The sequence below is a fragment of the Burkholderia sp. AU15512 genome, assembly GCF_002223325.1.
Taxonomy (GTDB): Bacteria; Pseudomonadota; Gammaproteobacteria; order Burkholderiales; family Burkholderiaceae; genus Burkholderia.
The window spans coordinates 114,582-141,045 of the sequence record NZ_NKEX01000006.1 but is presented as its reverse complement, the minus strand read 5'-3'; the positions used below and the strand labels follow the sequence as shown (position 1 = coordinate 141,045).

Annotated in this window: 21 protein-coding genes and 2 pseudogenes; 5 read left to right on the top strand and 18 right to left on the bottom strand. The window is 62.4% G+C overall.

What is annotated here, in order from left to right; translation table 11 throughout:
- Together kdpB and CFB43_RS19940 are read right to left on the bottom strand one after the other, a co-directional pair.
- Positions 1–2,085 (bottom strand): potassium-transporting ATPase subunit KdpB, encoded by a 2,085-nt coding sequence (gene kdpB, locus CFB43_RS19945; RefSeq protein ID WP_089498080.1) that lies wholly within the window; start codon positions 2,083–2,085, stop codon positions 1–3.
- 360 nt (positions 2,086–2,445) lie between these two features.
- Entirely contained in the window at positions 2,446–3,234 is a 789-nt protein-coding gene (locus tag CFB43_RS19940) for a GNAT family N-acetyltransferase (protein ID WP_089496261.1), read from the bottom strand.
- A gap of 279 nt (positions 3,235–3,513) precedes the next feature.
- Here CFB43_RS19940 and CFB43_RS19935 point away from each other — a divergent pair, with 279 nt between their 5' ends.
- The 3 genes from CFB43_RS19935 to CFB43_RS19925 all read left to right on the top strand — a co-directional run bounded on the left by CFB43_RS19935 (position 3,514) and on the right by CFB43_RS19925 (position 5,242).
- Entirely contained in the window at positions 3,514–3,819 is a 306-nt protein-coding gene (locus tag CFB43_RS19935) for an NIPSNAP family protein (RefSeq protein ID WP_089496260.1), read from the top strand.
- A 325-nt stretch (positions 3,820–4,144) separates the two neighbouring features.
- Complete coding sequence (locus CFB43_RS19930; RefSeq protein ID WP_027790596.1) at positions 4,145–4,795, top strand: NADPH-dependent FMN reductase; 651 nt, start codon at positions 4,145–4,147, stop codon at positions 4,793–4,795.
- A 228-nt stretch (positions 4,796–5,023) separates the two neighbouring features.
- Positions 5,024–5,242 (top strand): hypothetical protein, encoded by a 219-nt coding sequence (locus CFB43_RS19925; RefSeq protein WP_011354057.1) that lies wholly within the window; start codon positions 5,024–5,026, stop codon positions 5,240–5,242.
- 192 nt (positions 5,243–5,434) lie between these two features.
- Here CFB43_RS19925 and CFB43_RS19920 read toward each other — a convergent pair whose 3' ends face one another.
- The 15 genes from CFB43_RS19920 to CFB43_RS19855 form a co-directional block, all read right to left on the bottom strand.
- Positions 5,435–5,764: a hypothetical protein gene (locus tag CFB43_RS19920; RefSeq protein WP_256990065.1), complete on the bottom strand. Its 330-nt coding sequence runs from the start codon at positions 5,762–5,764 to the stop codon at positions 5,435–5,437.
- A 146-nt stretch (positions 5,765–5,910) separates the two neighbouring features.
- Positions 5,911–6,801: a LysR family transcriptional regulator gene (locus CFB43_RS19915; protein ID WP_089496259.1), complete on the bottom strand. Its 891-nt coding sequence runs from the start codon at positions 6,799–6,801 to the stop codon at positions 5,911–5,913.
- Between the two features lie 723 nt (positions 6,802–7,524).
- A complete protein-coding gene (locus tag CFB43_RS19910) occupies positions 7,525–8,457 on the bottom strand; it encodes a M28 family peptidase (RefSeq protein ID WP_089496258.1) in 933 nt (310 codons plus the stop codon).
- A 171-nt stretch (positions 8,458–8,628) separates the two neighbouring features.
- Entirely contained in the window at positions 8,629–9,507 is an 879-nt protein-coding gene (locus CFB43_RS19905; protein WP_089496257.1) for an SDR family NAD(P)-dependent oxidoreductase, read from the bottom strand.
- Between the two features lie 186 nt (positions 9,508–9,693).
- Positions 9,694–11,304, bottom strand: coding sequence for an MFS transporter (locus tag CFB43_RS19900; protein ID WP_144023078.1), 1,611 nt, complete (start codon positions 11,302–11,304; stop codon positions 9,694–9,696).
- Positions 11,305–11,551: 247 nt separating this feature from the next.
- On the bottom strand, positions 11,552–13,003 hold the full coding sequence (locus CFB43_RS19895; protein ID WP_179254872.1) for an amidohydrolase family protein: 1,452 nt from the start codon (positions 13,001–13,003) through the stop codon (positions 11,552–11,554).
- A complete protein-coding gene (locus tag CFB43_RS38445; protein WP_179254871.1) occupies positions 12,915–13,232 on the bottom strand; it encodes a hypothetical protein in 318 nt (105 codons plus the stop codon). The genes CFB43_RS19895 and CFB43_RS38445 overlap by 89 nt, the downstream gene beginning before the upstream one ends.
- 182 nt (positions 13,233–13,414) lie before the next feature.
- A complete protein-coding gene (locus CFB43_RS19885; RefSeq protein ID WP_089498078.1) occupies positions 13,415–14,734 on the bottom strand; it encodes an aspartate aminotransferase family protein in 1,320 nt (439 codons plus the stop codon).
- Positions 14,735–14,817: 83 nt separating this feature from the next.
- Positions 14,818–15,984 (bottom strand): ATP-grasp domain-containing protein, encoded by a 1,167-nt coding sequence (locus CFB43_RS19880; protein WP_089496254.1) that lies wholly within the window; start codon positions 15,982–15,984, stop codon positions 14,818–14,820.
- A gap of 60 nt (positions 15,985–16,044) precedes the next feature.
- Positions 16,045–16,182 (bottom strand): hypothetical protein, encoded by a 138-nt coding sequence (locus tag CFB43_RS38440; RefSeq protein WP_179254870.1) that lies wholly within the window; start codon positions 16,180–16,182, stop codon positions 16,045–16,047.
- Positions 16,183–16,206: 24 nt separating this feature from the next.
- The gene (locus CFB43_RS19875) at positions 16,207–17,289 is read right to left on the bottom strand and encodes an SGNH/GDSL hydrolase family protein (protein WP_089496253.1); all 1,083 of its coding nucleotides are present in this window, start codon (positions 17,287–17,289) and stop codon (positions 16,207–16,209) included.
- Between the two features lie 290 nt (positions 17,290–17,579).
- Positions 17,580–19,424 (bottom strand): carbamoyltransferase family protein, encoded by a 1,845-nt coding sequence (locus tag CFB43_RS19870; protein ID WP_089496252.1) that lies wholly within the window; start codon positions 19,422–19,424, stop codon positions 17,580–17,582.
- Between the two features lie 33 nt (positions 19,425–19,457).
- Positions 19,458–21,698, bottom strand: a complete 2,241-nt coding sequence (locus CFB43_RS19865; protein WP_144023076.1) for an iron-containing redox enzyme family protein — start codon at positions 21,696–21,698, stop codon at positions 19,458–19,460.
- A 919-nt stretch (positions 21,699–22,617) separates the two neighbouring features.
- Positions 22,618–23,112, bottom strand: a complete 495-nt coding sequence (locus CFB43_RS19860; protein ID WP_089496250.1) for a DinB family protein — start codon at positions 23,110–23,112, stop codon at positions 22,618–22,620.
- A gap of 432 nt (positions 23,113–23,544) precedes the next feature.
- The gene (locus CFB43_RS19855; RefSeq protein WP_179254869.1) at positions 23,545–24,513 is read right to left on the bottom strand and encodes a LysR family transcriptional regulator; all 969 of its coding nucleotides are present in this window, start codon (positions 24,511–24,513) and stop codon (positions 23,545–23,547) included.
- A 26-nt stretch (positions 24,514–24,539) separates the two neighbouring features.
- Here CFB43_RS19855 and CFB43_RS38435 point away from each other — a divergent pair, with 26 nt between their 5' ends.
- Positions 24,540–24,947, top strand: coding sequence for a hypothetical protein (locus tag CFB43_RS38435; RefSeq protein WP_179254868.1), 408 nt, complete (start codon positions 24,540–24,542; stop codon positions 24,945–24,947).
- Positions 24,948–25,294: 347 nt separating this feature from the next.
- Here the strand turns inward: CFB43_RS38435 and CFB43_RS19850 are convergent.
- Positions 25,295–25,479, bottom strand: a pseudogene (locus tag CFB43_RS19850) (IS5/IS1182 family transposase); the annotation flags it as partial.
- Between the two features lie 478 nt (positions 25,480–25,957).
- Between CFB43_RS19850 and CFB43_RS37835 the strand changes: the two are divergent.
- Positions 25,958–26,107, top strand: a pseudogene (locus tag CFB43_RS37835) (transposase); the annotation flags it as partial.
- Positions 26,108–26,464: the final 357 nt, after the last annotated feature.

Genomic DNA, 26,464 nt, shown 5'->3' with positions numbered 1-26,464 from the left:
TCAGGCCCATCCGCATGCCACCAGCACCATGTCGATCAGCTTGATGAACGGGAACGGCAACAGTACGCCACCGAGCCCATACAGCAGCAGGTTCCGGCGCAGCAGCGGCGCGGCGCCGAGCGGGCGATAGCGCACGCCCTTCAGTGCGAGCGGGATCAGCGCGACGATGATCAGCGCGTTGAAGATCACCGCCGACAGGATCGCCGACGCGGGCGACGCGAGATGCATCACGTCGAACACGCGCAGTTGCGGATACGTTGTCGCGAACGCGGCCGGGATGATCGCGAAATACTTCGCGACGTCGTTCGCGATCGAGAACGTCGTCAGCGATCCGCGCGTCATCAGCATCTGCTTGCCGATCTCGACGATCTCGATCAGCTTCGTCGGGTTCGAGTCGAGGTCGACCATGTTGCCTGCTTCCTTCGCCGCCTGCGTGCCGGTGTTCATCGCCACGGCGACGTCGGCCTGCGCGAGCGCCGGCGCGTCGTTGGTACCGTCGCCCGTCATTGCAACCAGACGGCCCGCCGCCTGATGCTCGCGGATCGTCGCGAGCTTGGTTTCCGGCGTCGCTTCCGCGAGGAAGTCGTCGACGCCCGCTTCCGCCGCGATCGCCGCGGCCGTCAGCCGGTTGTCGCCCGTCACCATCACGGTCTTGATGCCCATCTTGCGCAGTTCCGCGAAGCGCTCCTTGATGCCGCCCTTCACGATGTCCTTCAGCTCGATCACGCCGAGCACGCGGACAAGGCCGTCGACGCGCTCCGCCACCGCAAGCGGCGTGCTGCCGCGACGCGCGATGTCGGTCACGACCGCGTCGACTTCGCGCGTGACATGACCGCCGTGGGACTCGACGTAATGCTTGATCGCGTCCGCCGCGCCTTTGCGGATCTCGCGCCCCGGCGCCCCGGAGGACGTCCCCGTGGGGAACAGGTCGACACCGCTCATCCGCGTCTGTGCGCTGAACGACAGGAACACCGGATGCAGCGCCTGCATGTCGCGCTCGCGCAAGTTGAAGCGCTGTTTCGCGAGCACGACGATGCTGCGGCCTTCCGGCGTTTCGTCGGCGAGCGACGACAGTTGCGCGGCATCGGCCAGCGCTTCCTCGGTCACGAACGGCGCGGGTACGAACGCCGACGCCTGGCGGTTGCCGAGCGTGATCGTGCCGGTCTTGTCGAGCAGCAGCACATCGACGTCGCCAGCGGCTTCCACCGCGCGGCCCGACGTCGCGATCACGTTCGCCTGCATCATCCGGCTCATCCCGGCCACGCCGATCGCGGACAACAGGCCGCCGATCGTCGTCGGGATCAGGCACACGAGCAGCGCCACCAGGGCAGTGATCGTCACCACGTGGCCGGCCTTCATCGCTTCGACCGCGAACGTCGAGAACGGCAGCAACGTGGCGGTGGCGAGCAGCATCACGATCGTCAACGCGACGAGCAGGATCGTCAGCGCGATCTCGTTCGGCGTCTTCTTGCGCTTCGCGCCCTCGACCATCGCGATCATCCGGTCGAGGAACGCCTCGCCCGGATTGACGGCCACGCGCACGACGATCCAGTCGGACAGCACGCGCGTGCCGCCCGTCACCGACGAGAAGTCGCCGCCCGCCTCGCGGATCACCGGCGCGGATTCGCCAGTAATCGCCGATTCGTCGACCGACGCGACGCCTTCGATCACGTCGCCGTCGGCCGGGATCGTGTCGCCGGTTTCGACGAGCACGACGTCGCCCTTGCGCAGGTCGGTCGACGCCATCACTTCGACGACCGCCTTCGCGCGCGGCGCCGCGAGCTTTTTCGCGACCACGTTGTGCTTCGCACTACGCAGCGACGCGGCCTGTGCCTTCGAACGCCCTTCCGCGAGCGCCTCGGCAAAGTTCGCGAACAGTACGGTGAACCACAGCCACAGCGCGATCGCGACGATGAAGCCCGCGGGGGCTTCGGCCTGGCCGAACAGCGCGGCGATCCACAGGATCGTCGTCAGGATGCTGCCGACGTACACGCAGAACATCACCGGGTTGCGGAACTGCGTGCGCGGCGTGAGTTTCCGGAACGAATCCGCGATAGCCGGACGCACGAGTGCGGGATCGAACATCGAGCGCGCGGCCGTGCGCGCATGGCCCGGCTGCGTGGGGCGCGGGCCTGTCACGGGTGCGAGAGACATGGCGGTTTCCTTTTGCCGGCACGCCTCGCGCAGCAGCACCCGGCATCGGTCACGCGAGCCGGCTGCCTGCGCGCGATCTCGCGTGCGGCTTCCGTTTCCATGCAACCATCTTATGAAGGTTCGCGTGAAGATCGCGGCAAAGGATCGCGTCAGGGTATAAAAAGCGCGTAAACGTCCGTTTCGCCGCGGCGCGGCGGGGGTGTCTCAAGGGCCGTACACGAGCGGGAGCGCCACACTCCGCTCATCCGACGCTTACGCGGCAAAGCAGGAAAACGAACCGGCGCGCGACGGTCAGCCGAACGTATAGCGCCCATGCTGACGCGGACGCCACGGCGTCGAGCGGCAACTCGCGGCACCGGCCGCGCGTCGTGCCGCCCAGCCTGCGCCACGGCGCACGTGCTGGCCACGCCGGGCCACGGCGACCACGCGCGACGGCAACGCATACGCAAGACGCCGCACGGCCGCCACGCGCGCGGCCATGCGCGACGCCGGCGACACGCGGCGCGCCACCTGCGCGACGGGCCGCTTGCAGAGGATCGCGCTGTCGTAGCGCTTGCCGTCGAAGCGCATCACGTCGACGACGTCGAAACCCTGCGCGCCGTAGAACGCAAGCAGGTGCGAAGCGGGATGCGGCGTATCGAGCGCGAGCAGCGCATAGCCGCGCAGCGCGGCCCACTGTTCGGCGAACGCGAGCAGCAACGCGCCGATCCCGCGGCTCTGGCAATCGGGGTCCACCGCCACCTGCCGCACGCTCGCGACGCCTTCGCGCCGGTACAGCGAGCACGCCGACGACGGATCGGTCGCATACAGCGTGGCCGTGCCGATCACGCGCCCGCCGCACACGGCGACGTAGCACTCGCCCGCTTCCGCGCGGCGGCGCGTGACGTCCTCGCTCTGGTCGACGCACGTGCAGTTGAGTCCCATCGCGCCGAGCCGCGCGAACGCGCGATGCAGCATCGGCGTGAGTTGGGCATAACTGTCGAAGGCCGGATCGAAACGCCGCACGATCACCCGATCGGCGCACACGGAAGGCGGCGCGGTAGGGGTGTGTTCGGCGATCGCGTTCCAGGGTATCGACATTGCCTTGCTCCGTGGTTGGGATGCCCGAAGTCTATGAGCGCGCCAGCTGCCCTCGCAAGAAAAAATGTCGTAAAAGTTTGGGGAAATGCATGCGGGAGCGAGGGTTGCGACGGTGCGCGCCGTGGCTCTGCGTGCGTCGGTGCGAACGCATGACGGAACGCCGATCGTTGTTTGCGCAAGCAATGCATCCCGTGACCAGATCACGCGTTGGCGCGTGCCGTTGACACATGCGACGGCACCTTCCAGACTCGCGGGTTCCTTCCCTCACCGAGCGCGCTCATGATCACCTGCTACCTTCGCTACGTCATCGATCCGTACAAGCTCGACCAGTTCGAAACCTACGGCAGGATGTGGATTCCGCTCGTCGAAAAGTTCGGCGGCACGCATCACGGCTACTTCCTGCCGTCCGAAGGGGCGAACAACATTGCGCTCGCGATGTTCTCGTTCCCGAACCTCGCCGAATACGAGCGTTACCGCGAACGCTCGATGGACGATCCGGTCTGCCAGGCCGCGTTCCGCTACGCGGAGGAAACACGCTGCATCGTCAGCTACGAGCGTAGCTTCTTCCGGCCGGTGTTCGAGTAATTGGTAACGGGCGACCGGCAATGTCCCGACGCATCGCGCCCCTTTTTCCTGACCGGGACGAAAAAAAGCCCCGCCTGCATCCGCGCGGCGGGGCCAACCCATGTCAGTAGAGACATCATGGAGGAGACGGGCCCATCTTATCGACCGCGGCCCGCCGTCCCAACCAAGCATTTCTGCTATCGATCTGGGCGGCCGCGCACACGATTGCCCCTGTCGCGCGGCATATCGATAGAACGAAAAGTCGTTTTCAGAGTGGCGGCGGGGTCGTTACCATCTGGTTTTAAGCCTGTGCTTAGCCGGGCAAGCCATCCCCAAGGAGCGCCCCTTGACTGCATTCGATCAACACCGCCGCCCGTTCGTCGTCGGCATTGGCGGTACCACCCGGGCAGCGTCGTCGACCGAACGCGCACTGTCGTTCGCGTTGCGCGGCGCGCAAGCGGCCGGCGCACGCACGCGGCTGTTCGACGGCCCGTTCCTGCATACGCTGCCGCACTACGCGCCCGAACACAAAACGCTGACCGACGCGCAGCGCGAACTGATCGACGCCGTGCGCCAGGCCGACGCGATCATCATCGCGACGCCCGGCTATCACGGCGGCGTCTCCGGCCTCGTGAAGAACGCACTCGACACGCTCGAGGAACTGCGCGCGGACGATCGGCCGTATCTCGACGGCCGTGCGGTCGGCCTGATCGTCACCGCCTACGGCTGGCAGGCGGCCGGCACCGTGCTGACGTCGCTGCGGTCGATCGTGCACGCGCTGCGCGGCTGGCCGACACCGTTCGGCGCCACAGTGAACACGCTCGAAACGCGCTTCGACAGCGCCGACAGTTGCTCGGATCCGAAGGTCGTCGCGCAGCTCGAGACGGTCGGCACGCAGGCGGCCGAGTTCGCGCTCGCGTTCGCCTCGCATCGCGCGGCCTCGCACGCGGCATCGGTCGATGCGCTCGCACCCGTGCTGAAGATCGCCAACCAGTAATTCTCCCGCCTTCCACCGCCCGCGCCCGGCCGATTCCATTCGCCGGCGCGGGCGGCGCGCATTCGGACGAGCGGCCACACGCCGCGCATGTCGACGCCTCTCCCTGCCGCCCTTTCCCCGCACCGATAAGAATTCGGCCCGCCGCGTGATTTGCATTGGCCGAAAGATTGGTTCACGCCGCGAGCGGGTTTTCGTACGCTGAACCTCCGAACTTTCTCCGCGCACGCCATGAACCGTACGATCCGCTACAAGGGCTACGAAGTCGCCCCCGCTGCCGCCCGGTTGCCGAACGGGCTGTTCGCCGCCAACCTGACGATCGAGAAAGCGAGCGGCGGCCCGTCGCCGCGCGCCGTGTCGTTCGACGCAATCGATTTCTTCTTCGAGGAAGAACACGCGCTGGCCTACGCGTCCCGCTGGGGCCGCCTCTGGGTCGACACGAACGCGTGACGCACGCCTTGCCGGCGCGCTATCGTTTGTCGGTAAAGTTGAGCGACATACGCCAATAAAATCAATGGCTTACAAAAGACATTGCCATGATTGCTCGCATCATTTTGCCATTCAAGAAGAGCAAAAGCCGCTGAATTGACAGGAAATTCGAGCACGCGCTAATAGGTTTGATTCCCCCCTCGATGTGGCGAACTAGCGACCGATTTCCGTCAAGATGAGCGGAGCGCTAACGGGCCGTTGAAATACCTCGGCCCGTCCTGCACGCTGTAGGTTCCCGAGAGCCAGATGCAGGTAGCAGAACACGATGTGATGCGAGCGGTTGTGGGCGCGTTCGCTGTCCTGCGGCGCCTTGGCCTTGACGATCAGGTCCGCGTGACTGAATACGTCCGCGCCATTCGCGGCGATCCGCGCACCGGCGGCGAGAAAAGCATCGTCGTTCGCGCCGATCCCCTGGCCGGCCCCGGTTTCAATCACGACCTGATGTCCACGGGCGGTCGCTTCACGCACCGCGACGGGCGTCATTCAGATCCGGGACTCGTGACTCTTGATCTCTTTCGGTACGCCGATACGCATGTCATCCCCCATGGGCGGATTGCACTGCGCATCCCTTTTACATCGCGGGCGGGAATCATCGAGAAGGACGCGCGCCGGCCTCGCACGGCACGCACCTATCGCGATGGGAAAACGTGCTCCGCCAGGAAATCGACGAAGGCACGGACCTTGGGCGCGGGCTGCTGACCGCTGGGCCAGAGAACCCGATATTCGACCGACGACGCGGCATCCCAATCGAGAATCGCGCGCAACGCACCGCTCGCCAGTTTTTCCTTGACCTCGTAATCGAGCAGGCAGGCGATGCCGAGGCCCTCGCTCGCCATCGCGAGCAGCGTCGTGCTGGAGTTCGACACCATGGTGACCGGGAATCTCGACGCATCCGTCGGCACGTCGTCCGCGAGCGGCCATTGCTGAATCTTTCCGTTGCTCGGATACCGGTACAGCAGCAGCTTGTGATCCTTGAGGTCATGGGGATGCTCGGGCGTGCCGTGCTGGTCGAGGTAAGCCGGCGCGGCGACGATCACGCGACGACACGTCCCAAGCTTGCGCGAGATCAGGCGCGAGTCGTCGGGATAGCCGGTGCGCAGCACCGCATCGAAACCTTCCTCGATGACGTCGACCAGACGATCCGAGTAATCGATCTCGAGTTCGACTTCGGGATAACGCCGCAGAAACGCCGCGATCAACTGCGGCGAGAGCATGCTGATCAGCGGCAGGCTGACCCGCAAGCGGCCTCGGGGCGCCTCGACCGACTGCTGCAACTCGATTTCGGCGGCCGTCAGTTCGTCGAGAATGCGCCGGCATCGCTGAAGAAAGAGCGTGCCTTCCGCCGTGAGGCTGATACTACGGGTGCTGCGATGAAACAGCCGTACGTTCAGGTGTTCCTCGAGACGCGCGACGCTCTTGCTCACGGCGGAGGCGGACACGCCCTGAAGCCGCGCGGTCGCGACGAAGCTTCGCGTCTCGGCAACCTGTACGAAGGACTGCACCCAATTCAGATTGTTCATTGGCAAGAGTCAATCAAACGAGCGATGAGCATGATGCCATCCCGCGAGCGGATCCCATCGGCCATGCGCGTGGCCGCGCGGCCCACCTCGACCGACGGGCCGAACGCGCGCACCACGTGATGAACGGACAGCAGCGGATGAGTGGCTCAATCACGGATACGACGCGTGAAGACCGGCCGACTCCCTGAGCGTAGCGACGACACTTGGAAATGGAGAATACGACAAAGACCCGTTTCGCAACGCTAACGTAAGCGCGCCTTTCATCATGATAGGTTCAGCGCAGAATCTTATCGTGAAATACCACGAAGCGTTCCCCCGTTCTGCTGCCATGAATGGGCATTGCATCCGGGCAAGAAGGAATTCAGCGCCATACGTCGAGCGTATATCGGATATACGACATCGCGACATCATTCGGATGCTTGAATGAATCGACGCATCGGCGCAATCGATTCCGAATCGAAATCGATGCATGTCCCCGCGCCTTCACATCGAGGCGTCCGGACGTCGAATCATGGGATTTGAGAGGAACCACGTCCGATCCCGCGTGCGAGGCGGAAACCGCTGATTCGAGCGCACGGCGCCGAGTCGCCGCGATACGCGACCACAGTCGAACCGGCATGTCGAGGCGCTCGCCTCGACGCCGCATGCACCGAGAAAAAATGTTGCGGGTGGCTCGTCAACGAACCAGCCCGCAACCAAGCAAAGCACCTGCGATACCTCTTGTCATGCCGTCATGATCGCGCTGCCATTGCCCATTTCAACGGCATATACGAGCGCCAGCCGGCCGAGTTTCAATGCATGATTTCCGGTCGGATCGGAATTCGACAGCGTATCGTTCACGGTATGGATATACGGGCTATCCTCCAAGGCCGGGTTGAACGGAAATGACGCCGGGTATCCTTGGCCATGCCACGAGGCATGATCCGAGGAAGCGAATCCGCTCTCCGCGACCAGAATTTCCTGATCCGGGAAGTAGGTTCGAATCAAGCGCTCGATAAACAGATTCTGCTTTTCGTCCGTGAAGTCGTAGACCAGGCAGAAGTTGTGCTCGTCGCCGACGTAATTCGTCACATCCAGTTGCAGCACGCCCGCCACCTTCACCTCGCGCACCTTGAAATCCTTCGCGATGATGGCGGAGCCCAACAGGCCGAGTTCATTCGCCGAATACGCCATGAACTTGATGGTCAGCACCGGCCTGTAGTCGTTGTCCAGCATCACCCGCAGCGCTTCCGTCAAGCTCGCGATGCCGGAAGCGTCGTCGTCTGCGCCGGGCGCCACCGTATCGCTTTCCATCTCCTTCAGATTGCCGACCGTTGAATCGAGATGAGCGCCGAGAATCACGGTGCCGCGCTCCGGCTCCGAACCGGGAATCGTGAGGATCACGGACGACTGCGGCCACGGATGCGTGTATTGCTCGACCACCACGTCCGGACGATGCCGCGCCATGTTGCGCCAGTGATCCGCCAGCCAGTTGGACGAGGCCACGCCATGCGACGTGTTGAAGAACCGGTTGGGGAACGACTCCAGCGCAGAGATCGTCTGCACGACGTTCTCTGCCGACATCTCCTCCATCCACTTCCGAATCTTCGGCGAGTTGGACACTTCGTAATGACGCACGATCGGTGGCCGTTTCATGGCGAACATACTTTCAGACATAGCAAAACTCCTGTGAGGTAAGGTGTTTTTCGTCCAACAAGCAAGGAAAGACTGCCGGACTCACGCATCGAATCCCCGGCATTTCATCCAACCGAACAAACAACGGAATGACCTGCTTCCGATCCGCGCAACGCGAGCCCGAGCACGCAACGCCAGCCATCGGGTACGCCGTCAACTGCCGACGCCATCCAATCCGATCCTGCTGATGTATTTCCTGAATTGCTCGGCATAGGCGTTATGCCATCGCGACAACGCCGGGCGATTCTTGATCATGTCGTCGATCGACCATTGCAGGCGGCGCTGGTCGAGTTCCCACGTCACCTCGTTGTCGGGGCAAAAGATGTAGAAATCCCCGCTCTCCATGCCCTCGATCATCCGGTCGGCCACCTGATCCGCCTCCCAGGCGCCTTGCGGCTTCGGCGTGTCGGGCGTCATGCCCGGGAAATTCATCGGCGTGAACGTGAAGCCGGGAATCAGCAGATGCGCCGAAATCTTCTCTCCGACGCATTCGCGCAATTCGTGCGCCAACTGCTCCGTCAGAACACGCACGGCGGCCTTCGAAACGGCATAAGCCGCATTCCCGGGCGGCGTCGTGATGCCCTCCTTCGATCCCACGTTGACGATCGCCGACTTCTCCGCCTGTTCGAGCATCACGGAGACGAAAAGACGCTGCATCTCCAGGACCGACCAGAAGTTGACGTCCATGACGTTGTGCCAGGCCTGGTCGTTCCCCCACGGCCCCGCCCGATGCAGGATGGCGGCATTGTTGACCAGCAGCGATATCGGCCCCGACGCGCGCACGAGCTTGAGCAACTCGAATCTCGACTCGTATGCCGTGACATCGCCCTGTAGAACTTGAATGACCGATTCGCTCGATTCGCTTTTCAGCTTCTCGGTCGCCGCCGCCAGCGCGGCCTTGTTCTTGTCGAATAAAACCAGATTCATGCCCCTGCGGGACAGTTTTGCGGCGATCGCCAGACCGATTCCCGATGCGCCGCCCGTGATCACGGCGAGCTTCGCCTTTTGAATGACAGAGTGCGGAGTATTCATGACGTTCGAATAGAAAGTTATTGCATCAGTCACATGACCTCATCCCTGGACGGCACGTCATCCGACGATTCCCCGGGTCATCGGTTTCCCGATGGAATACCACCGGATGATCGATCGTGCCGCGCGTATTCGGCTACGACGTCTCGCGGAACCGGCGGAGCGCCTCCCGCCGGACGCGTTGCCCCGTCAGTTCTTGGCCGCGGTCAACATGTCGGGTTGCGGAACTCCCTGCAGCTTGCCGCCGAAGATCAGGCGGCTGATGACCGCGAGAACCGCGGCGCCCACGCCTCCATACAGCATCACGATGCTGAACCCGTGCACCAGCGCGGCGTGCGTGATGGCGCCGGACGCGTCGGCCGACATCAGCGCCGGAAACGCACGCCGCAATTCGTCGCCGCTGCCCGCCGCCACCTTCCCCGCCATGGCGAGCAGCTGCGCATCGTCGAACGACGCCGGCAACGCATGCCTGAGATAGGCCCAGATCCCCTCGAGCAAAATGAATCCCATCAGCGAAATGTTGACCGCGAAGGTAATGAGCCGCGCGCTCATGTCGATTCCCGACGCCATGCCCGCCCGTGCCGCCGGCACCGATCCCGTCACCGCGTTCGTGACCGGGGTGTTGGTGAGACCGAGCCCGATGCCGGCGATGATGCAGCCGGGCACCATCGCCGCCCAACCGGCCTGCAGCGTCGTATTGCCGATCAGCATCAGGAAGAAGCCCACACCGATCGTCATCAGCCCCGCCGGAATGATCACCCTCGCCTGGTAACGCAGCGAAAGGCGCTCCGCCAGGGGCGGAATCAACAGCGTGGGCAGCGTGTAGGCGAGCTGCAGCATCCCCGCATTCACCGCGTCGTACCCCAGCACGGTCCGGAAGTAGATGGGCAGATAGATGTTGAACGGCCAGAAGCTGAAGTTCATCGCGATGGAGCCCATCAGCGCGCCCGATACGTTCCGGATGCGGAACACCGAGAACATGAACATGGGATGCGCCGAACGGTTCTCGATCACGATGAACGCGATGAACAGGATCACCACGGCCGCGATGCCGCTCATGCCGGCCGCCCCCAGGCCGGGCCGCTGCGTGATCAGGTAGGTCAGGCCGAACACGGCGGCGGACAACGTGGCCATCCCGCCTAGATCCAGCTTGCCTGCCTGGGGATTGCGGGATTCGTCGATGCCGACGTAGGTCAGGACCAGGGTCAACGCGACGAGCGGCACATGGACCAGGAAGATCCAGCGCCAGTTCAGCAAGGTGACGATGACGCCCCCGATCAGCGGTCCCAGGCCGAGTCCCACGCCGAATACGAAGCCCCACATCGCGAAGGCCTGACTCCGCTCCTTGCCCTCCTGGAACTGATGGGACAGATTCGCGATCTGGCAGATCATCATCGCGCCCCCGCCGATTCCCTGCAGGAAGCGGCTCGCGATCAGCGTGTAGGTGTTTTCGGCGAGCCCGCAGATCAACGACGCCACGCCGAAGATAATGAGGCTCAGGACGAAGATGCGCCGTCGGCCGTACCGGTCCGCCAGCGTCCCGACGGCCATCAGGACGGTGGTGCACGCGATGGTGTACGCGTTCATGATCCATTGCAGATCGGCGAAATCCGCACCGAGCTTGACCTCGAGCGTCGGCAGGATGATCGGGACACTGGAGATTTCCAGGTGGAACATGACGCCGGCCAGGCATATGGCCGCCAGGGCGAGCATGTTCCGGTAGGCATGAGTGGTAGAAGTCATTCGCATATTCCCGGTGGACGTCGCGTGCGCCACCGACAGCAGGCGGCACACCAGCATGGAATCAACGGCGACGTGGGCAGAACTCGAGCTGGATCGATTAAGGGCGCGACGCGCCGCCGACAGGACTGCACGGCGGAGCATGCCGCTGGAAGTAGCGTATCGCCGGCGGCCCCGACGAAAAACAGGCTCGCGCTCCAAACACCCTGAACCGATTAGTCAGCAATTCCGGGCGATCCGCCGCGCTGGTCGGCCATTCGGACCCGCCCGCGCCCCACGGACCGCGGCGCGCCTGCCGTCGGATCGCTCATAGCGCCACATCCCGAGACGCGTGCTCGCGATCCAGGTCGGACAACTCGCCCGCGCCGGACGCGTCGCCCACCGCCGACAGAGCGTCGAACGCCCTCGCGGGCTCGGCCCCGATCCGGCCGAAGGCGAGCGGATCCGCATAGCGTCGGCCGGGCCCCCGCGTCAGCAGCGCGGGGGCCCGCACCACCCATCGGCCGTCGACCAGCACACCTTGCGGTGCATGACGCACGAGCATGTCGAGCACATCCGCGCACGCGAGACGCATCGACGCCTGCCCTGGGAGCAGACGCAGGTCGTACAGCAGCAGATCCGCTCGCAGGCCCACGGCCACGCGCCCGGTCTCCGGAAACTGCAACGCCTGCGCGCCTTTCCAGGTCAGCACGTCGATGACGTCGCCCGCGCGGTCGTCGTCACGCGCGGGCGCCAGATCGCCCGGCCCCGGCAGCGGCCCCGCGCCCCAGTGCAGCGACGCGCGCGGCCGACCGGTGATATCCGTCCGCGCGATCTCGCCGCGTCGTCCCGGCCGCCCGTCGAGTTCCTGGATGTCGTGAACGACGTTGGTGTGGCACTTGCGCAGATGGCTCCGCTCGAGCGGCGACATCTGCGCCGTCGGCACGATCAGCGTGTGCGCGTCCACCACGTCCAGGCTCCGCAACAACGCCAGCCCCGAACAGCCATAGGCGTCCCGGAACGATTCGGCCCACGGCGCGCCGCCGTCCACGCGAATCACGAATCGCCCGTTGCGCTTCTTCGCGGCCTCGTGCAAACCCGTGAGCAACTGCGTCGATGCAGCGAGCTGAGACCCGACGGCCGGCTGGATCGCCAGCAGCGCGCCGTCGAACCGTCGCATCAGCTTGTCGTAATCGCGCAGACACGCCGCCACGTCGTGTTCGACCGCGCGCGGCTCCGGTCCCAGCCAGATGTCCATGTATTCGCGATAGAGGCTCGCGCGCACGCCGGCCTTCGTGATCAGCGCGATGTCCGCCTCCGCCCGGCGACTGAACACGCCCACCGTCGTCACGCCGCGCATGACCGCCTGACGCAACGCGTCGCCCAACCGCGCCGCGCGTTCGACGCCGCTTGCCGCCTCGGACGTGCCGTCGCCATCGACGAGGCAGCCGTTGACGAGGCCGGGCGTGCATACGAGCCCGTGCCCATTCATTCGCGTCGGCACCGACGACGTGGTCGGCGGCGTGATTGCGACGATTTCGTTGTCGCAGATCTCGATGTCCGCGCGCTGCAGCGCGCGGTTTTCCGTATCGAAATAGAGCACGTTCGAGATCGCCCAGACGTCATCGATCACCGCGCCCCATTCCGGATTGTCGGCTGCTGAGAACAATCTGATTCCCCTCTTTCCAAGGTCAAGCGTGAGAAACCGCGACCGCGGCCGCCTCGTCCAACCGTATCGCGCCGGCGGACAGGCCGTCTTCCCGGCGTCGCGCGGCAGCATCCTCGGCGCGGTGCGCGAGTTCCGACAATTCGTCGGGGTCAGCGCGTCTGAGCAGATCGATGACCCGCAGGAATGCATCCCGATCAACCGGTTGCCCGCATCGCGGATGACAGACGTACCAGGCGTCTCCATGACGGAAAAGGTAGCCCGCGTGTTTCGGCAAGCGTTCGAAATCCGCCTGTTCCAACGCCCAGCCGTCCAGCGCTCGTCGATCAAGGTTCATGTCCATTCTCGATATCGAAGGTCCTGGCGAATCAGCCAGATCACCATTTACAAAGGATGACTAACCGATCGTCACGGTGCTCGCACCGATTCGAGCGATCGTGACGAAGCGCGCGTTTCGCCGCGCGCCCCGTCAAACGGCGCGGCCCACGTTCGTGAACGCCGCCGGACCGGCCGCCCTATCCGGCATCAGCCCAGCTCACGCGCGAGGACCCGGGCGAACATCGACACGACCTGCTGGACTTCGTCTTCCGAAATCACGAATGGCGGAGCGAACAGGACGTGCTCGCCAAGCTTGCCGTCGATCGTTCCGCCCAGCGGGTAGCACAGCAGCCCCGACTCCAGCGCGGCGGCGCGCAATTTGAGGCTGCGGTTCGGATCGAACGGGAGCGGCGCCTTGGTCGCGCGATCCTGCACCAGCTCCACGCCGACGAACAGCCCGCGTCCGCGAATGTCGCCGATGTTGGGATGATCGGAGAGGGTGTCGTGCAGCGCCTGCCGCAGTTGGGCGCCGCGCGTCCTGACCGCCTCCAGCAGGTTCTCTTCCTCGATGACGCGCTGCACCTCCAGCGCGGTGGCGCAGGCGGTCGCATGAAACGCGAACGTCTGTCCGTTTCTCAGCGCGCCCGAACCCGCTTCGATCGCGTCGTAGATGGGCTGACGGACCAGCATCGCGGAAATCGGCTGATAGCCGGCGGCCAGGCCTTTCCCGACCGTCAGGATGTCGGGCCTCACGTCATCCTGGCTACAGGCGAACAGGGAACCCGTTCGACCCATGCCGCACATCACTTCGTCGAGTATCAGCAAGACGTCATACTTGTCGCACACCTTGCGGATACGCTGAAAGTAGCCTTTCACCGGCGGCACGGCCCCCGAAGTCGACCCCACCACGGTTTCCGCGATGAACGCGGCGACGTTGTCCGGGCCCAGTTCGAGGATCTTCGCTTCCAGTTCGTCCGCCAGGCGCTGCGCGTAGTCCGCCTCCGTCTCGCCCGCGCGTTGATTCCGATACGCGTAGCACGACGAGACGAAGTTGCCGCTCGCGAGAATCGAATCGAAGATGTCGCGCCGCTGAATGTTGCCCGAGATGCTCAGCACGCCGAGCGTGCTGCCGTGGTAATTCTGCCGTCGCGATATCACCAGCCGCTTGCTGGGCTGATTACGCTCCACGAAGTACTGGAGCGCCGTCTTGAGCGCGATCTCGACGATCTCGGAACCGCTGCAGAGGAAGTACGCCTTGTCCAGACCCGGCGAGCGTTCGATCAGAAAGGTCGCCAGTTCCTCGGCCGCTTCGTTTCGGAACACGCCGCCATATACGTAGGCGAGTTTGGCCGCCTGCTGCTGCAAGGCCGTGATCACGCGCGGATGGTTGTAACCGAGATTGGTCACCGCCACGCCGCTGCAGGAATCGAGATAGCGCCGGCCCGCGTCGTCGGTGACGTAAATGCCCTCTCCGGACGCGGCCATCGGCATCTTGGTTCGCGGAGAACGATAGAAAACGTGCGTCATCAGTGTGCCCTCGACATGCATGCTGATCCGTTGACGAAAACGATGCGCCCGATCAGCGGCGGCGCATCCCTCAGCCGTGCGTCTCAGTCGCCCACCGGCACCGGCACCGGCGAGAAGAATTTCCGGTAGTCCACCTCGAGAACGGGCTTCAATGTGTCCACCTGCGGCCGCTTGATGTACGAGATGCCGAAGAGCGGACAGTTGGTATGATCGAGCGGCTCGTAATACAGCAGACCCGGCGCGAGAAAATCCTTGAACGCCTCGTGGTCCGGAACGTGATCCTTCGTCACCATGCCCTCGCCGTTGTAGCCGACCACGCAGGCATAGCTCTCGGTCTTGCCCTGCCAGACCGCTTCCGGGGCGAGATTTTCCCCCTCGAAAAAGGCCCGATACGGGTTGATTCCAGCGACGTAGTACATCAGATCGGCCAGACCGTATCCGCCGAACCGATACGGGTTAACCTCGATCGGCACCAACGCGCCGCGATGGACCTTGAACTCCGCATGCATCGGAAACGATCGAAGGTCCAGCCCGAGGCCCTGCAGCGCCGTGAAGAACTCAATGACCTTGCCCGCATAGCGCCGGAAGATCTCCGCATTCGAGTAATACAGGGTGTGGAAATAGGCGGCGCGCGTCGGGTGGGGATGATGGTACAAACCCACGATGCGCGGCACGCCTTCCCGGTCGTAGAAGAGATCCGCCGCCAGTTCGCACGACTCCAGTGACAGCGAATTCCTGATGTCCTCGCCGATGAATTCCTCGACGATGACGGCGTTCCCCGACAGCATGCTGTCCGGGTAGTAGCGTCCGCGCTCGGCCAGCTCGGCCTGAATGTCGCGTTGCACCGCGTTCAGATCGCTGCGATGATCGATCTCCCGCACCCCCGTCGCGTAATACCCCCGGCGCGGTTTGATCACGAACTTCCTGCCGTCATCGAAATTCAGATCGAGCTTCCCGATGTCGCCCGTCGCGCATTCCGCGTAAAAGAAATCGGGAAACAGCGTCGCCACCTTCGTCCTGAACGCGCACTTGTCCTTGAACAGGCCGATGGCGCGTCTGATCGGCGCGCTTTCGCTGCGCGCCGCGACCAGATTCAATCCATCCTCCGATGGGACATACAGGATGTCGTCGACGCCGAACGAAATGTCCCGCCGGACGATCTCGTCAACCGACAGGATCTCGACGTCCTCCCCAGCTTGCCGGAGCCGCGCACTGGCGTATCCATCACTCAAAATGGCGAATTTCTTCATGTTTCGATGTCCTTGAATGGCTGTCGAATGCGATTGACGAGGTGCGCTCCGGCTTGCCCCTTACCTCAGCGGATAGATGGAGTTGCTCGCTTTCTTTTTCTTCGAGAACAGCTTCCTGATCAAGGCGATCAGCAGGTTCTGTTTCCGTTGCGCGCCACCGTTCATGGCGCGCGTGTCAGCATGGCTTCTCGGGTTCATGGTCGGGCCTCTTTGTGGACAATCTCAGGAAATGATGTGGTGTTGGATCAGGCGGGCGATTTCCGCATAGCCCTGATCCGTGCAGTGAACCCGGTCGACGAACAGATCCTCGTGCGCCAGCGGCGAATCCTTGAGCAGATCGTTCATGTCGAAATAATCGACGCCGGCCTCGCGGCAGCCGTCCGCGATCAGCGTCGAGAACGGGCGATGGACTTCCTTGCCCAGGATCTTCCCGAACAGCCGCCAGAAATTGTTCGGACAACTGTCGATGGCATTGAAGATCTCGTTCTCGAACGGCGTCATGTGATCCTTGCTCCAGTACGTCAGGGGCTGCAGCACGAAAACGGGCTTCACCCCGAACGGCGCCAGCAGTTCCTTCCACAACGCCGCCGATCTGACGATTTCACCGGACGCGCGCCGCAGCCGCTCCTCGGCGGGACTGTCGCGGTCGTCGATCACGGTCGCGGTCGGATCGCCGTCGTCCACGTACTCCTCGATCAAGTTGGTCAGCCTGCCCAGCACGCCCTTCTTCGCGCCCGCCTGGGTCCCGCCGCCGCTGCGTCGCCGGAGATCCTGCGAGTACTTGTTCATGTACTGGGTGTACTCGTAGGAGTAGTAGAAGCGCCCGTGATCGGACGATAGGCTGTCCGGCAGTCCCTCCAGCGTGAGCGTGTTCATCCCGCTCAGGATGACCACCCGCTTGAGGCGATCGTCGAAACGATGCCGATGCATGAGGAACAGCAACGCCTCCTGAATCGAGTTGTAGCCGCGGCTGCCGAAATTGAGCCAAGCCTCGCGCGTGATCTCGGACAGGCACGCCGACGTCGTGTAGGCGTCGTGCGTGGCGCCCGTGCCAACGACGTTCGAGCCGCCCACGAGCAGATTGATGGGTCCCGTCTCGGGCAGCGCGCCGACACTGAGGCTGCGGCCGTTCCAGGGACTGTCGCGAAAGCCGAGCGAATCGGTGTTGACGACTTCCGAACGATAATTCGCGGGATGGAAGAACATGGTGTACGGAAGCCAACGCACCTCGGAGATGAAGTCGTCGTAGATCTTCATCTGCGGCGTCAGCCGATACACCTCCTCCAGCGCTTGCTCCGGCGTCATTTTTTTCAAGGTTGCCTCGTCAGAATATCGATTGGATAAATGGAGGGATCAGCCTGTCCCGCCCATGCATGTCGACACTGCACTACCGCCTGAAATTGAAATACGTCTCGCTCGACACAGGCAGACGTATCCTGTGACGATCGTTGAATGTCCGGAACAGCGTTCCGAGCGGCACGACCACGACCACGAACAACACGGAGAACGCGAGCCATCTGATCAAGCTGTTGATTGTCACCATGGGAACTCCCTACTCGAATCGTCGCGTCGACGAGAGGCGACGCGCCTCGACATCAATCCAGCGCGAATTCCTCGCGCCAGTCCTTTTCCTCGATCAGTTCCGCCTGATCCGTTTTGCGCAGGATGTACCGCCCGATCACCAGATAATCCATCTGTGTTCTCATGAAGCAGAGGTAGGCGTTTTCGGGGCTTTCGACAATCGGCTCGCCGCGCACGTTGAAAGACGTGTTCACGAGCACGGGGCAGCCGGTCTGTTGGTAGAAGGTCTCCAGCAGGCGCCGGAACGGCACGTTGCCGCTCTTTCCCACGGTCTGCACGCGTGCGGAATAGTCGACGTGCGTCACGGCGGGAATGCTCGACCGGATGCACTTGAGCAACTCGATGCCGTCCAGCGCCTTCTCCTGCTGAGTCAACGCCCGGCGACGCGACTCCTCGACGCCGACCACGAAGAGCATGTAGGGGCTCGGCCCATCCGTCTGGAACCACTGCGATGCATGTTCCTCGAGAACAGCCGGCGCGAAGGGGCGAAACGACTCGCGATTCTTGATCTTCAGGTTGAGCACGCTTTGCATCGTGAGGTTGCGCGCATCGCCGAGAATCGCCCGCGCGCCCAGGGAACGCGGGCCGAACTCCATCGCTCCCTGGAACCATCCGACCACGTTGCCCTGCGCCAGCAGATCCGCCACCTCGTCGTACATCGCCTGTTCGTCCACGCGCCGGAACACCGCGCCGCAGGCCGTCAACGCCGTCTCGATCTCGGCGTCGTCATAGCTCGAGCCGAGCAGCGCGGACTTCATCGAGTCGCGGCCGGCGGCGAGCTTGCGCGGCTGCTTCTTCTCGCCGTGCCAGCCGGCCAGCGCGGCGCCCAATGCGCCGCCGCTGTCGCCCGCGGCCGGCTGGACCCAGATGTCGTCGAAGATGCGTGTCTTCAGCAGCCTGCCGTTCGCGACGCAATTCAGCGCGACGCCGCCCGCCAGGCACAGCGCCTTCTGCCCGCTCTGCATCCGCACCGATTTCGCGAGCAGGATCAAGGTCTCCTCGAGCACGAGCTGGATGGACGCCGCCAGGTCGAATTCGCGCTTGGTGATCAACGCCTCCGGTTTGCGCCGGGGTCCGCCGAACAACTGCTCGAATTTCGGGCTGATCATGCAGTCCCCGACCGCATAGTCGAAATACGCCATGTTCAGCCAGAAGCTGCCGTCCGGCTTGACGTCGATGAGATGGTCGCGGATCGTCTTCGCGTAACGGGGCTCGCCGTAGGGCGCGAGGCCCATCAGCTTGTATTCGCCGGAATCCACCTTGAAGCCGCAGAAATAAGTGATCGCCGAATAGAGGAGTCCCAAGGAATGCGGAAATTCGATATCCCATACCGGGTTGATCGCGTTTCCATCACCGATCCACGCCGAAGTCGTGGCCCACTCCCCGACTCCGTCGATGCACAGCACGGCCGCGCGCGGGAACGGGCTCGGGAAGAATGCCGCGGCGGCATGCGAGACGTGATGGTCGATGTATTCGATCGGCGGCAAGGGTGCATTCGCGCCGAATTGCCTCATCAGCTCCCTGGACAGGGTCTTCTTGACGTTGACCTTTTCGAAGAGCCAGGACGGCAGTTCGGAAACGAACGAGCGATAGCCCGGAAGACCGAAATGGAGATAGGTCGACATGATGCGCCGCAGCTTCTTCTTCGGATTCTCGTAGTAGAAAATCTTCTCCACGTCGCCGATCGAGATGTTCGCGCGCCTCAGGCAAAAATCGAGTGCATGGGCAGGATAGTTCTTGTCCTGCTTGATTCGGGTGAAGCGTTCCTCCTGCGCCGCGCCCAGGATCTCTCCATCGGCCAGCAACGCAACCGCACTATCATGGTAGTAGGCGGACAAACCCACGATGTATGAAGTCATTGGCGGGACTCTCGATGTATTGGGAAGATAAAGTCAGTAGGCGTATACAGCGGGCTTGAATATCTCCGCCCACTTCCTCGCGCGCGGCGTCAATGCCCGGTACCCGGTCCAGACCCTGCGCCATCTTTCGGCGACCAGCCGCGCGTCGCCGGTTCGCACCGCTTCGTCCATGTGCAGCTCGATCGCTTCCAGCGCCAGCGCCGAGTGCCCGGTCGATACGTTGTCGATCGTGTTGTGCAGATCGACGAACAGGGTGCTGAATCCGTAATGCCGAAGCTCGTCGTGCGCGGTCTTGTACGAGCCGCCGACGCCGGATAGTTCCATCGCGAGATTCAGGCCCAGCGTTTCCGCGAGATACGTGCGCGGAAACAGCGCGATGCTCAGCCAGAAGACGGGCACGTCGAACGCCGAATCGCGAAAGCCCGGCCACTGCGCGAATTCCGGCGTTCTGAAATCCGGAAGATCGACGCCCATCTGGCCAATCAGATTCCGGTATATGTTGGGGTGGTTCCAGTCGACGTTCCCGTTTCCGATCTCATCGGCGTATATCTTGAACAGATGCGATCCGATCTGCGTTTCCACCAGGCCGACATTTCCCCACTTCTGCAGCCAGGCCCCATCGATGAAAATCATCGGGCACAGCTGCAGGGCTTCGTCCACGACCTCCTCGCGCGTCTTCTGAACGGTTCGATCCGATTCCGCATAGCTTCTCAGCTGCGCCACGGTCTTCTCGTCGAACCAGCTCCGCAGCCTGTCGCGGGAGTAAGTCTCGAACGGGATCGCGCTGTCGTCGCGCGTCATGCCCGCCGCGCTTCTCGCCAGCCAGCACCGCGCGAAATGTCTCGCGTCTCGATGCGTGCCCGGATCCTGCTCGTTGTTGAGGAGCTTCGTGTACATCGCGCGCGCGCACAACCGGGCCGCCGCAGCCTCGCCCGTGGCGTCGGGATGCATGCCGACGCCACGCGGAGCATCGCGGCCCGGGAACCGCGCCCCGCCCCCGACGCTTCGCCCGATCGAGAGCGACGTACTGGTGCGCGTCGCTGTATCGTCGGGAATGGCTGTGATCCATTTTCGAATCGTCTCGATCTCGGAATCCGAGAACACCCGGAACATCGGTCCGCCGAACTCGATCAGCTTCGTGATCAACAGGCTCTTTTCCGGATGTCCCGGCGCGATCCATCGTGAGCGTTCGAGGGCGCGGACGAAGGCCGACGGATCGTCGATGATCAGACGATCGAATGCGGCCTCGCCTACCTTCAATCGCTCATGGTAGCCAACCGCATGGATGCCCTTGCGCTCGATCAGCCGGATCATGGCGCTGCGCGGCGCGAGGTACTCGCCGTCGAGCAAGGTCCGCAAGGCGTGCTGCCACGCGGTCGAGCACAGCGCGGAGGTCCGGAATCCCGTCAGGATCCGCCGGCGGTACGCGACAGCGGCGGCTGGCGCGCCATCCCCTGTCTGCCGCGCCAGCGCATGCGCGATCACCTGCCGGACGACCCGGTTCAACTCATCACGCACCGCACGCTTGTGCTGGATGTAAGGGCTGTTCGACACGCCGGCCAGCCGCGTCAATGGCTTCGCGATCGTTTCCGATACGTCGAATAACGCCGCGCCGAAAAGCTCGGCGTCGAACCGCTTCGGAAACAAGGACAAGCTCAACTGATACGCAGGCAGATCCCATGACGATGCAACGATGTCGGGATGCGCGAAGAACTTTTCCGACAACACATCGGGCGCATCGAGACCGTACTGCGACAACAGCAGGCGGTAGAGATTCGCGGAATTCTCCCGTATCTGGCCATCGCCGACTTGCATCGCGTGTAGACGATGCACGAGGCTCGCGATGACCTCGTGGGAATTCGACGCATTGCAAAAGTTCTGCAGCAGCGCGCCACGCAGGAGTTCGCGCGGCGCGCATTGCATCAACACGAACCGGACGACATCATCCGTGTTCGCGCCGGCGTCCCATGGCAGCTCCGCAGACGCCGCCATGGCGTCGAGACTCGCCTCAAATGCCTCGGCCGTCAGGCTCGCGCATTCGTCGACCCAATGGGATTGCCCCGCCATGGCTTCGTCCTGTTTCTGCCGGACGTAATGCTCCGCATGCGCCGACATCCGGCACGGATCGACCGTCACGCTCAAGATGGCGCGACACGTCTGAACCGCCGCGACATGCGAACCATCGGTCCGTGCGTGGATTTCTTCCCAATCCGATTCAGGCTGAATCGCAGCGTGCCTCAACTCTCGATTCGACGAAACTTGGTTCAGATTCAATGGATCGCTCCTTAATCTTCATTTCGACCGAAAAGCACGATTCATCTCCGATATCCATCAATTAGGATACCGTAGAATAAAACGAATTCGGATGACGATTCTCTACGTCTCGACGAATCAGGAAACAACAAGCGCCGCACATGAGGAGCATGTGCGTCGTCAAGTACTCGTCAGCGGGAATCTCTCAATGGTTGCTCGGCGGATGACGCCACTCGGTCACGATCCGGTCTCGCCTCGCCTCGATCGTCTCGAGTCATCGGGACGATGCCATCGATCTACTCACCTCTCGACACAATGCGCGAACGAATCCTGCGCCTTGGTGAACCGATACTAATGGATCGTCCACCAGTTCGGTAGGCGAAGTTTGCGCATAAATGTTATTCACGAAACATCGCCTTGCATAAATTCAGGTAGCGTCGCCATCTGCTCGTTGAATCGAGCAACACTGCGTGATTCAGGACGCGATGCTGAAGTGCACGCGCGAACGCTGCACGCTTCATTGAAGATGTGGGGATTATTTCCGGAAAGCGACGAGTGTCGCCGCTTGAAGGAGACTGCAGCGACGGAATCGCGAAATGCAGCGATCGCGTCCGCAGCTGGATGGGTGGTGGCCGGTCATCCTGGATCGATTCCGCGCATTGCTCTGTTCTACTATGCAGCCTTGAACGCGCGCGGAACGAGGAATCATCGCGCCAAGGGATATCTGATCACGCTTGCCTGGCCCGATCGGCTTGATGGGAGTGTCTCCATATACCCGACCATCGGCATTGATGTCGATGAATGGCATGCGCCCAAACCGAATATCGGTGTAGCGTACGAACAGAAATTCAATCCAATGGCGTGCGCGAACCGCGTCGACGCGCCCGGCCACCCCGCATTGCAAGAACTAGACGCATGCATATCGCCCGCGCCGACGCGCTCATTCACACAAATACACCGACAGATCCATATCGGGCGGATCCGCGTCGAACTCGTAGAACATCTGCCCCACCCAACCGCGATGGTAGGTCTTGTGATTGCAAATATGCAGCAGCACCGCGCCGCGCTGCATGCGGGTGGTTCGTCCCGAAATGAAACGGATCGGGATGACTTCGGCGAGATCCCGTTCCCGCTGGACCTCGACCCACGCGCCGAGCCATTCGTTCACCCCGGACTGCGCCGCGCGCAGTTCGCCCAGATCGGGATACAGCATGTCGCGCCGGGAAGTGAATCCATGCGCCTTGCCTTGCAGGTGGGCTTTCCAGATGAGATCCACCTGATAGTTGTGATTCAGCGTCCCGATGACCGAGCCGAACAGCGTGACTCTCGATCGATGAACTTCTTCCACGGGAACGGCCGCCAATGCATCGAACAGTATCCGGTCCGCCCATGCGTTGTAGCGGACGAGCATGCGGGCGGCTTCAACATCTAACATGTGGGCTCCTGAGCGGGTCCGCTATCGATACGATGCATTGGAACGCCACTGCAACCTCTTCGCTTCGTGGTTGCGTGGCTAGATCGACGCCCGAACGCCGTCAGCCCCGATACGAGCGGGGCGCTGACACCCCGGGCTTGTCCATGCAAGGAACAGGGTCACGCGAGACCGCCTTCGCAGCGCGCGCGTCCTAGACGTGACCGAACCGCCACGCATCACGATGCCATCAAGCTGGTCATACTGTAGGCGCTCGCCCGAGGCATGGCTAGGCGTTCCAGACAGTCATGCCTCGAGAGTCTCGAATCTCCTCGGGTGAGCACGCGCATGCGTCTCGAGCGAGCAACGAACCCGCGCGATGTCAATGGTTTTTTTCGTCGATTCGCACGCGATCGGCGCATTCCGCCCGACGCCGATCGTTCCGTCACGCCATGCTCACCGCCCCTCGATCGGTTGTTCGAGCTCTCGCGTGCGCATCCGCTCGGCCAGCACTTGTGCCCGGCCGAGATGCCTCGCCACCACGTCCTCGGCAATGCCGACGAACTGCCTGAGCTTGGCCGGATAGAATTTTGCCTTGGGATACACGGCGTAGAGCGGCAACGACGTGCCCCACCAGTCGGGCAGCAGCCTCACCAGCTTCCCGTCGTCGAAATCGGCGAGCACCATCCACTCCGAGATGAGCACCGCACCGATGCCGAGGCGCGCCGCGACCTTGGCGCCGAGCACGTGATCCAGCGCGAATCGCGGAGAGATCTCGACGCGCTTGATCCGGTCGGAGCGATCGCGCAGATCGATGCCGTTGATGTAGTACGACGTCATGGCGATCCAGGGCAGCTTGCTCAGGTCTTCCGGGGTGAGAATCTCCCCATAGCCGCGAACGACGGACGGGGCGGCTGCCAGCACCCGGCGCAACTCGCCCAGGGGGCGCGCCACGTAGGAATTCTTTTCCGGTTCGCCTGCCCGGATAACGCAATCGATCGCATCCTCCTCGAAGTTCACGGAGCCGTCGCTCAGTCGCCATTCGAGCCGCATCTCCGGGCACGCCTTGAGATACTGATCCGCGAGTTCGATCAGCCACTCCTGCCCGATCGCGGTCGGCACGACGACTCTCAACGTGCCGCTCGACACGAACGCCTGTCCCCGCATCTCCTCCTCGAACTCCGCCATCTGTCCAATCAGACCTCGCGCATATTCGTAATAGCGCTTCCCCGCCTCCGTGAGGTTCATGCCATGCGTGGAGCGGATCAGCAGTTGCGTCTCCAGGTGATTCTCGAGCGCCCTGAGATGACGGCTTACGGTTGGTTGGCTCGTGTTCAACTGCTTGGCTGCCACGGACAGGCTACCCGCCTCGACTATTCTGACGAATGTGCTCATCTGAATAAGGTGACTTCCGATCTCGGACATAGATCTCTCACATATTGGAATTCGCAATGGAGGTGATATTCGAATTAACAACCAATCCCGGCATATTAAAGATCCGGGCAATTCAAAACCCCCAATTCCCGAATGAATCGACGACATGGCGATCAGTCGTCCAGCACCGATTCGGGATGGAGGCTACCGCTCGCCATTTACGGTATGCGCACTTGTTTAATGGATGCAAAAGCCTTGATTTCGACATCTGGCTCGGCATATGGAGCCATAACGAACGAATCGACGGCGTACGCGCCGTGGCGCCGGCGCATCACGATATGGCGAAGAGAAACGCCCCTCAAGCCGGAACGGTGCGCTTGCGCACATGGTGGGAGGTGTCCATGCGTCCAGGCAACGCTGGGCCATTCGGCGGGAAACCGCATGGCAGGCTCGATATTACGATTAGCCAACGCATGGTGACTTGAAGTCTCCATGGGATCGCCACGCGTCGCACTCGACATCCGCACGGTGAAAACGGTGGCCGACATCGCGCCGGCCCTCGACCATGAATGAGAAATGCGCGGCACGCGGGAGCTTCCTCGCTTCATGATCGACCCTGCAAAAGACTCCGGACGAGAAACACGCCGATGCCTTTACGGGTTCACGAACGGCACGAACCCGCGACAAGGACTTCGGATGGTCGGGTGGGGAAGTCAGGCAATGTCAACAAGCTTTCGAAGAGATTCTACCTGATTCCAATGAAATACAACGTACTTCCAACCGCAAACTCGAGGACGCAGGAAGTCGACGCGCTGTGCGTGCCAGGTCCTGTTCACATTCTCACCAGCGGCCCAAATGCGCAGGCAAGCACGGCGAAGGCGAGATAGTTGCCGGCGAGTTTGTCGTAACGAGTGGAGACGCGGCGAAATGGTTGATGCGATTGATGACGCGTTCGACAATGTTCCGAGTTCGATACAGCATGCGGCTATACCGCCGCCTGGTCTTTCGATTCGACCTAGCGCGCAGCGAGCCCGTGCGCCTCGCGATCGGTTGAGATTTGGTCGTTTTATAAGCCCCTCTGGTTTGTCCAGCCGAAACTGCAACGCAATGTTCTTCGGATGAGGAGGGTTCAAGGTGGCGGGCCCGTATTGGGCAGATGGGCGATCGGCCGGCCTACTTGCCGAGGCGCGTTTGCATATCAGCCAGATCACGTCGATTGATCTGAAAAACACCGTTCAGCGTGACCCTTATTGCATCTCGCCGTCGTCAAAAGTCGAGTCAAGTTGAGTTGGCTCGGCGTCTCCGCGTGGCTCGCCAGTACATCGGAAAGATGGAGAGTTGTGGTAATTGAGTCTCAAAGATATGGCGATTATGCCGGCTGACATGCACAAAGGCGCACGATGAATAACGCTTATACAAGAATTTCATCTACCGAGTTTAAGGTCGGTCCATTACTATTGAATCGCCGCAGGGTTGTGCAACATTTTTCTGTAAAAAACGGATCAATCGCGAGTTCAAGCGTCAAACCCGCGTCGCCTCGATCTTCCCGAATGCCCCATGCTGCTTTCGTCTCGTCTCTGCCTTGCTGGCCGAGTGCGACGAAGAGTGGATGAGCGGAAAAATCTATCTCAACATGAACGCGTGATCTGCGCATCTCCGTGGAATTGCCTGAACGGTCTTACAGAAGAAATGTTGCACAACCCTGCAATAGGCCGACAGCGAAACTTGTTGGCTCTGTGCATGCTGCATAAACGCAATGCAAATCGAGTCATTACATTCCAAAGATTGTGTGATGTAGCGAACTGGCCAGACCATGAGGTTGCAGCCCGGCCGCCCGACATCGTCTGGCCGTATCCGGTGGTTGGTGCTAGCGACGTGCCGATTTTGACGCGCATGCGCCAAGACGTCGGTGAGCCCTCTCTGGTTGCGGTTACGGGAACGGAGCGGCAGACCGACCAGCCAATTCGCGCCTGATGGCGTTTACGACGAAGGATGTGTCAGA

Coding starts and splice junctions, on each gene's coding strand:
- kdpB (WP_089498080.1), bottom strand. CDS start 2,085: ATGTTCGATCCCGCACTCGTGCGTCCGGCTATCGCGGATTCGTTCCGG.
- CFB43_RS19940 (WP_089496261.1), bottom strand. CDS start 3,234: ATGTCGATACCCTGGAACGCGATCGCCGAACACACCCCTACCGCGCCG.
- CFB43_RS19935 (WP_089496260.1), top strand. CDS start 3,514: ATGATCACCTGCTACCTTCGCTACGTCATCGATCCGTACAAGCTCGAC.
- CFB43_RS19925 (WP_011354057.1), top strand. CDS start 5,024: ATGAACCGTACGATCCGCTACAAGGGCTACGAAGTCGCCCCCGCTGCC.
- CFB43_RS19920 (WP_256990065.1), bottom strand. CDS start 5,764: ATGACGCCCGTCGCGGTGCGTGAAGCGACCGCCCGTGGACATCAGGTC.
- CFB43_RS19915 (WP_089496259.1), bottom strand. CDS start 6,801: ATGAACAATCTGAATTGGGTGCAGTCCTTCGTACAGGTTGCCGAGACG.
- CFB43_RS19910 (WP_089496258.1), bottom strand. CDS start 8,457: ATGTCTGAAAGTATGTTCGCCATGAAACGGCCACCGATCGTGCGTCAT.
- CFB43_RS19905 (WP_089496257.1), bottom strand. CDS start 9,507: ATGAATACTCCGCACTCTGTCATTCAAAAGGCGAAGCTCGCCGTGATC.
- CFB43_RS19900 (WP_144023078.1), bottom strand. CDS start 11,304: ATGCTGGTGTGCCGCCTGCTGTCGGTGGCGCACGCGACGTCCACCGGG.
- CFB43_RS19895 (WP_179254872.1), bottom strand. CDS start 13,003: ATGCTGCCGCGCGACGCCGGGAAGACGGCCTGTCCGCCGGCGCGATAC.
- CFB43_RS38445 (WP_179254871.1), bottom strand. CDS start 13,232: ATGGACATGAACCTTGATCGACGAGCGCTGGACGGCTGGGCGTTGGAA.
- CFB43_RS19885 (WP_089498078.1), bottom strand. CDS start 14,734: ATGACGCACGTTTTCTATCGTTCTCCGCGAACCAAGATGCCGATGGCC.
- CFB43_RS19880 (WP_089496254.1), bottom strand. CDS start 15,984: ATGAAGAAATTCGCCATTTTGAGTGATGGATACGCCAGTGCGCGGCTC.
- CFB43_RS38440 (WP_179254870.1), bottom strand. CDS start 16,182: ATGAACCCGAGAAGCCATGCTGACACGCGCGCCATGAACGGTGGCGCG.
- CFB43_RS19875 (WP_089496253.1), bottom strand. CDS start 17,289: ATGACGCCGGAGCAAGCGCTGGAGGAGGTGTATCGGCTGACGCCGCAG.
- CFB43_RS19870 (WP_089496252.1), bottom strand. CDS start 19,424: ATGACTTCATACATCGTGGGTTTGTCCGCCTACTACCATGATAGTGCG.
- CFB43_RS19860 (WP_089496250.1), bottom strand. CDS start 23,112: ATGTTAGATGTTGAAGCCGCCCGCATGCTCGTCCGCTACAACGCATGG.
- CFB43_RS19855 (WP_179254869.1), bottom strand. CDS start 24,513: ATGTCCGAGATCGGAAGTCACCTTATTCAGATGAGCACATTCGTCAGA.
- CFB43_RS38435 (WP_179254868.1), top strand. CDS start 24,540: ATGGAGGTGATATTCGAATTAACAACCAATCCCGGCATATTAAAGATC.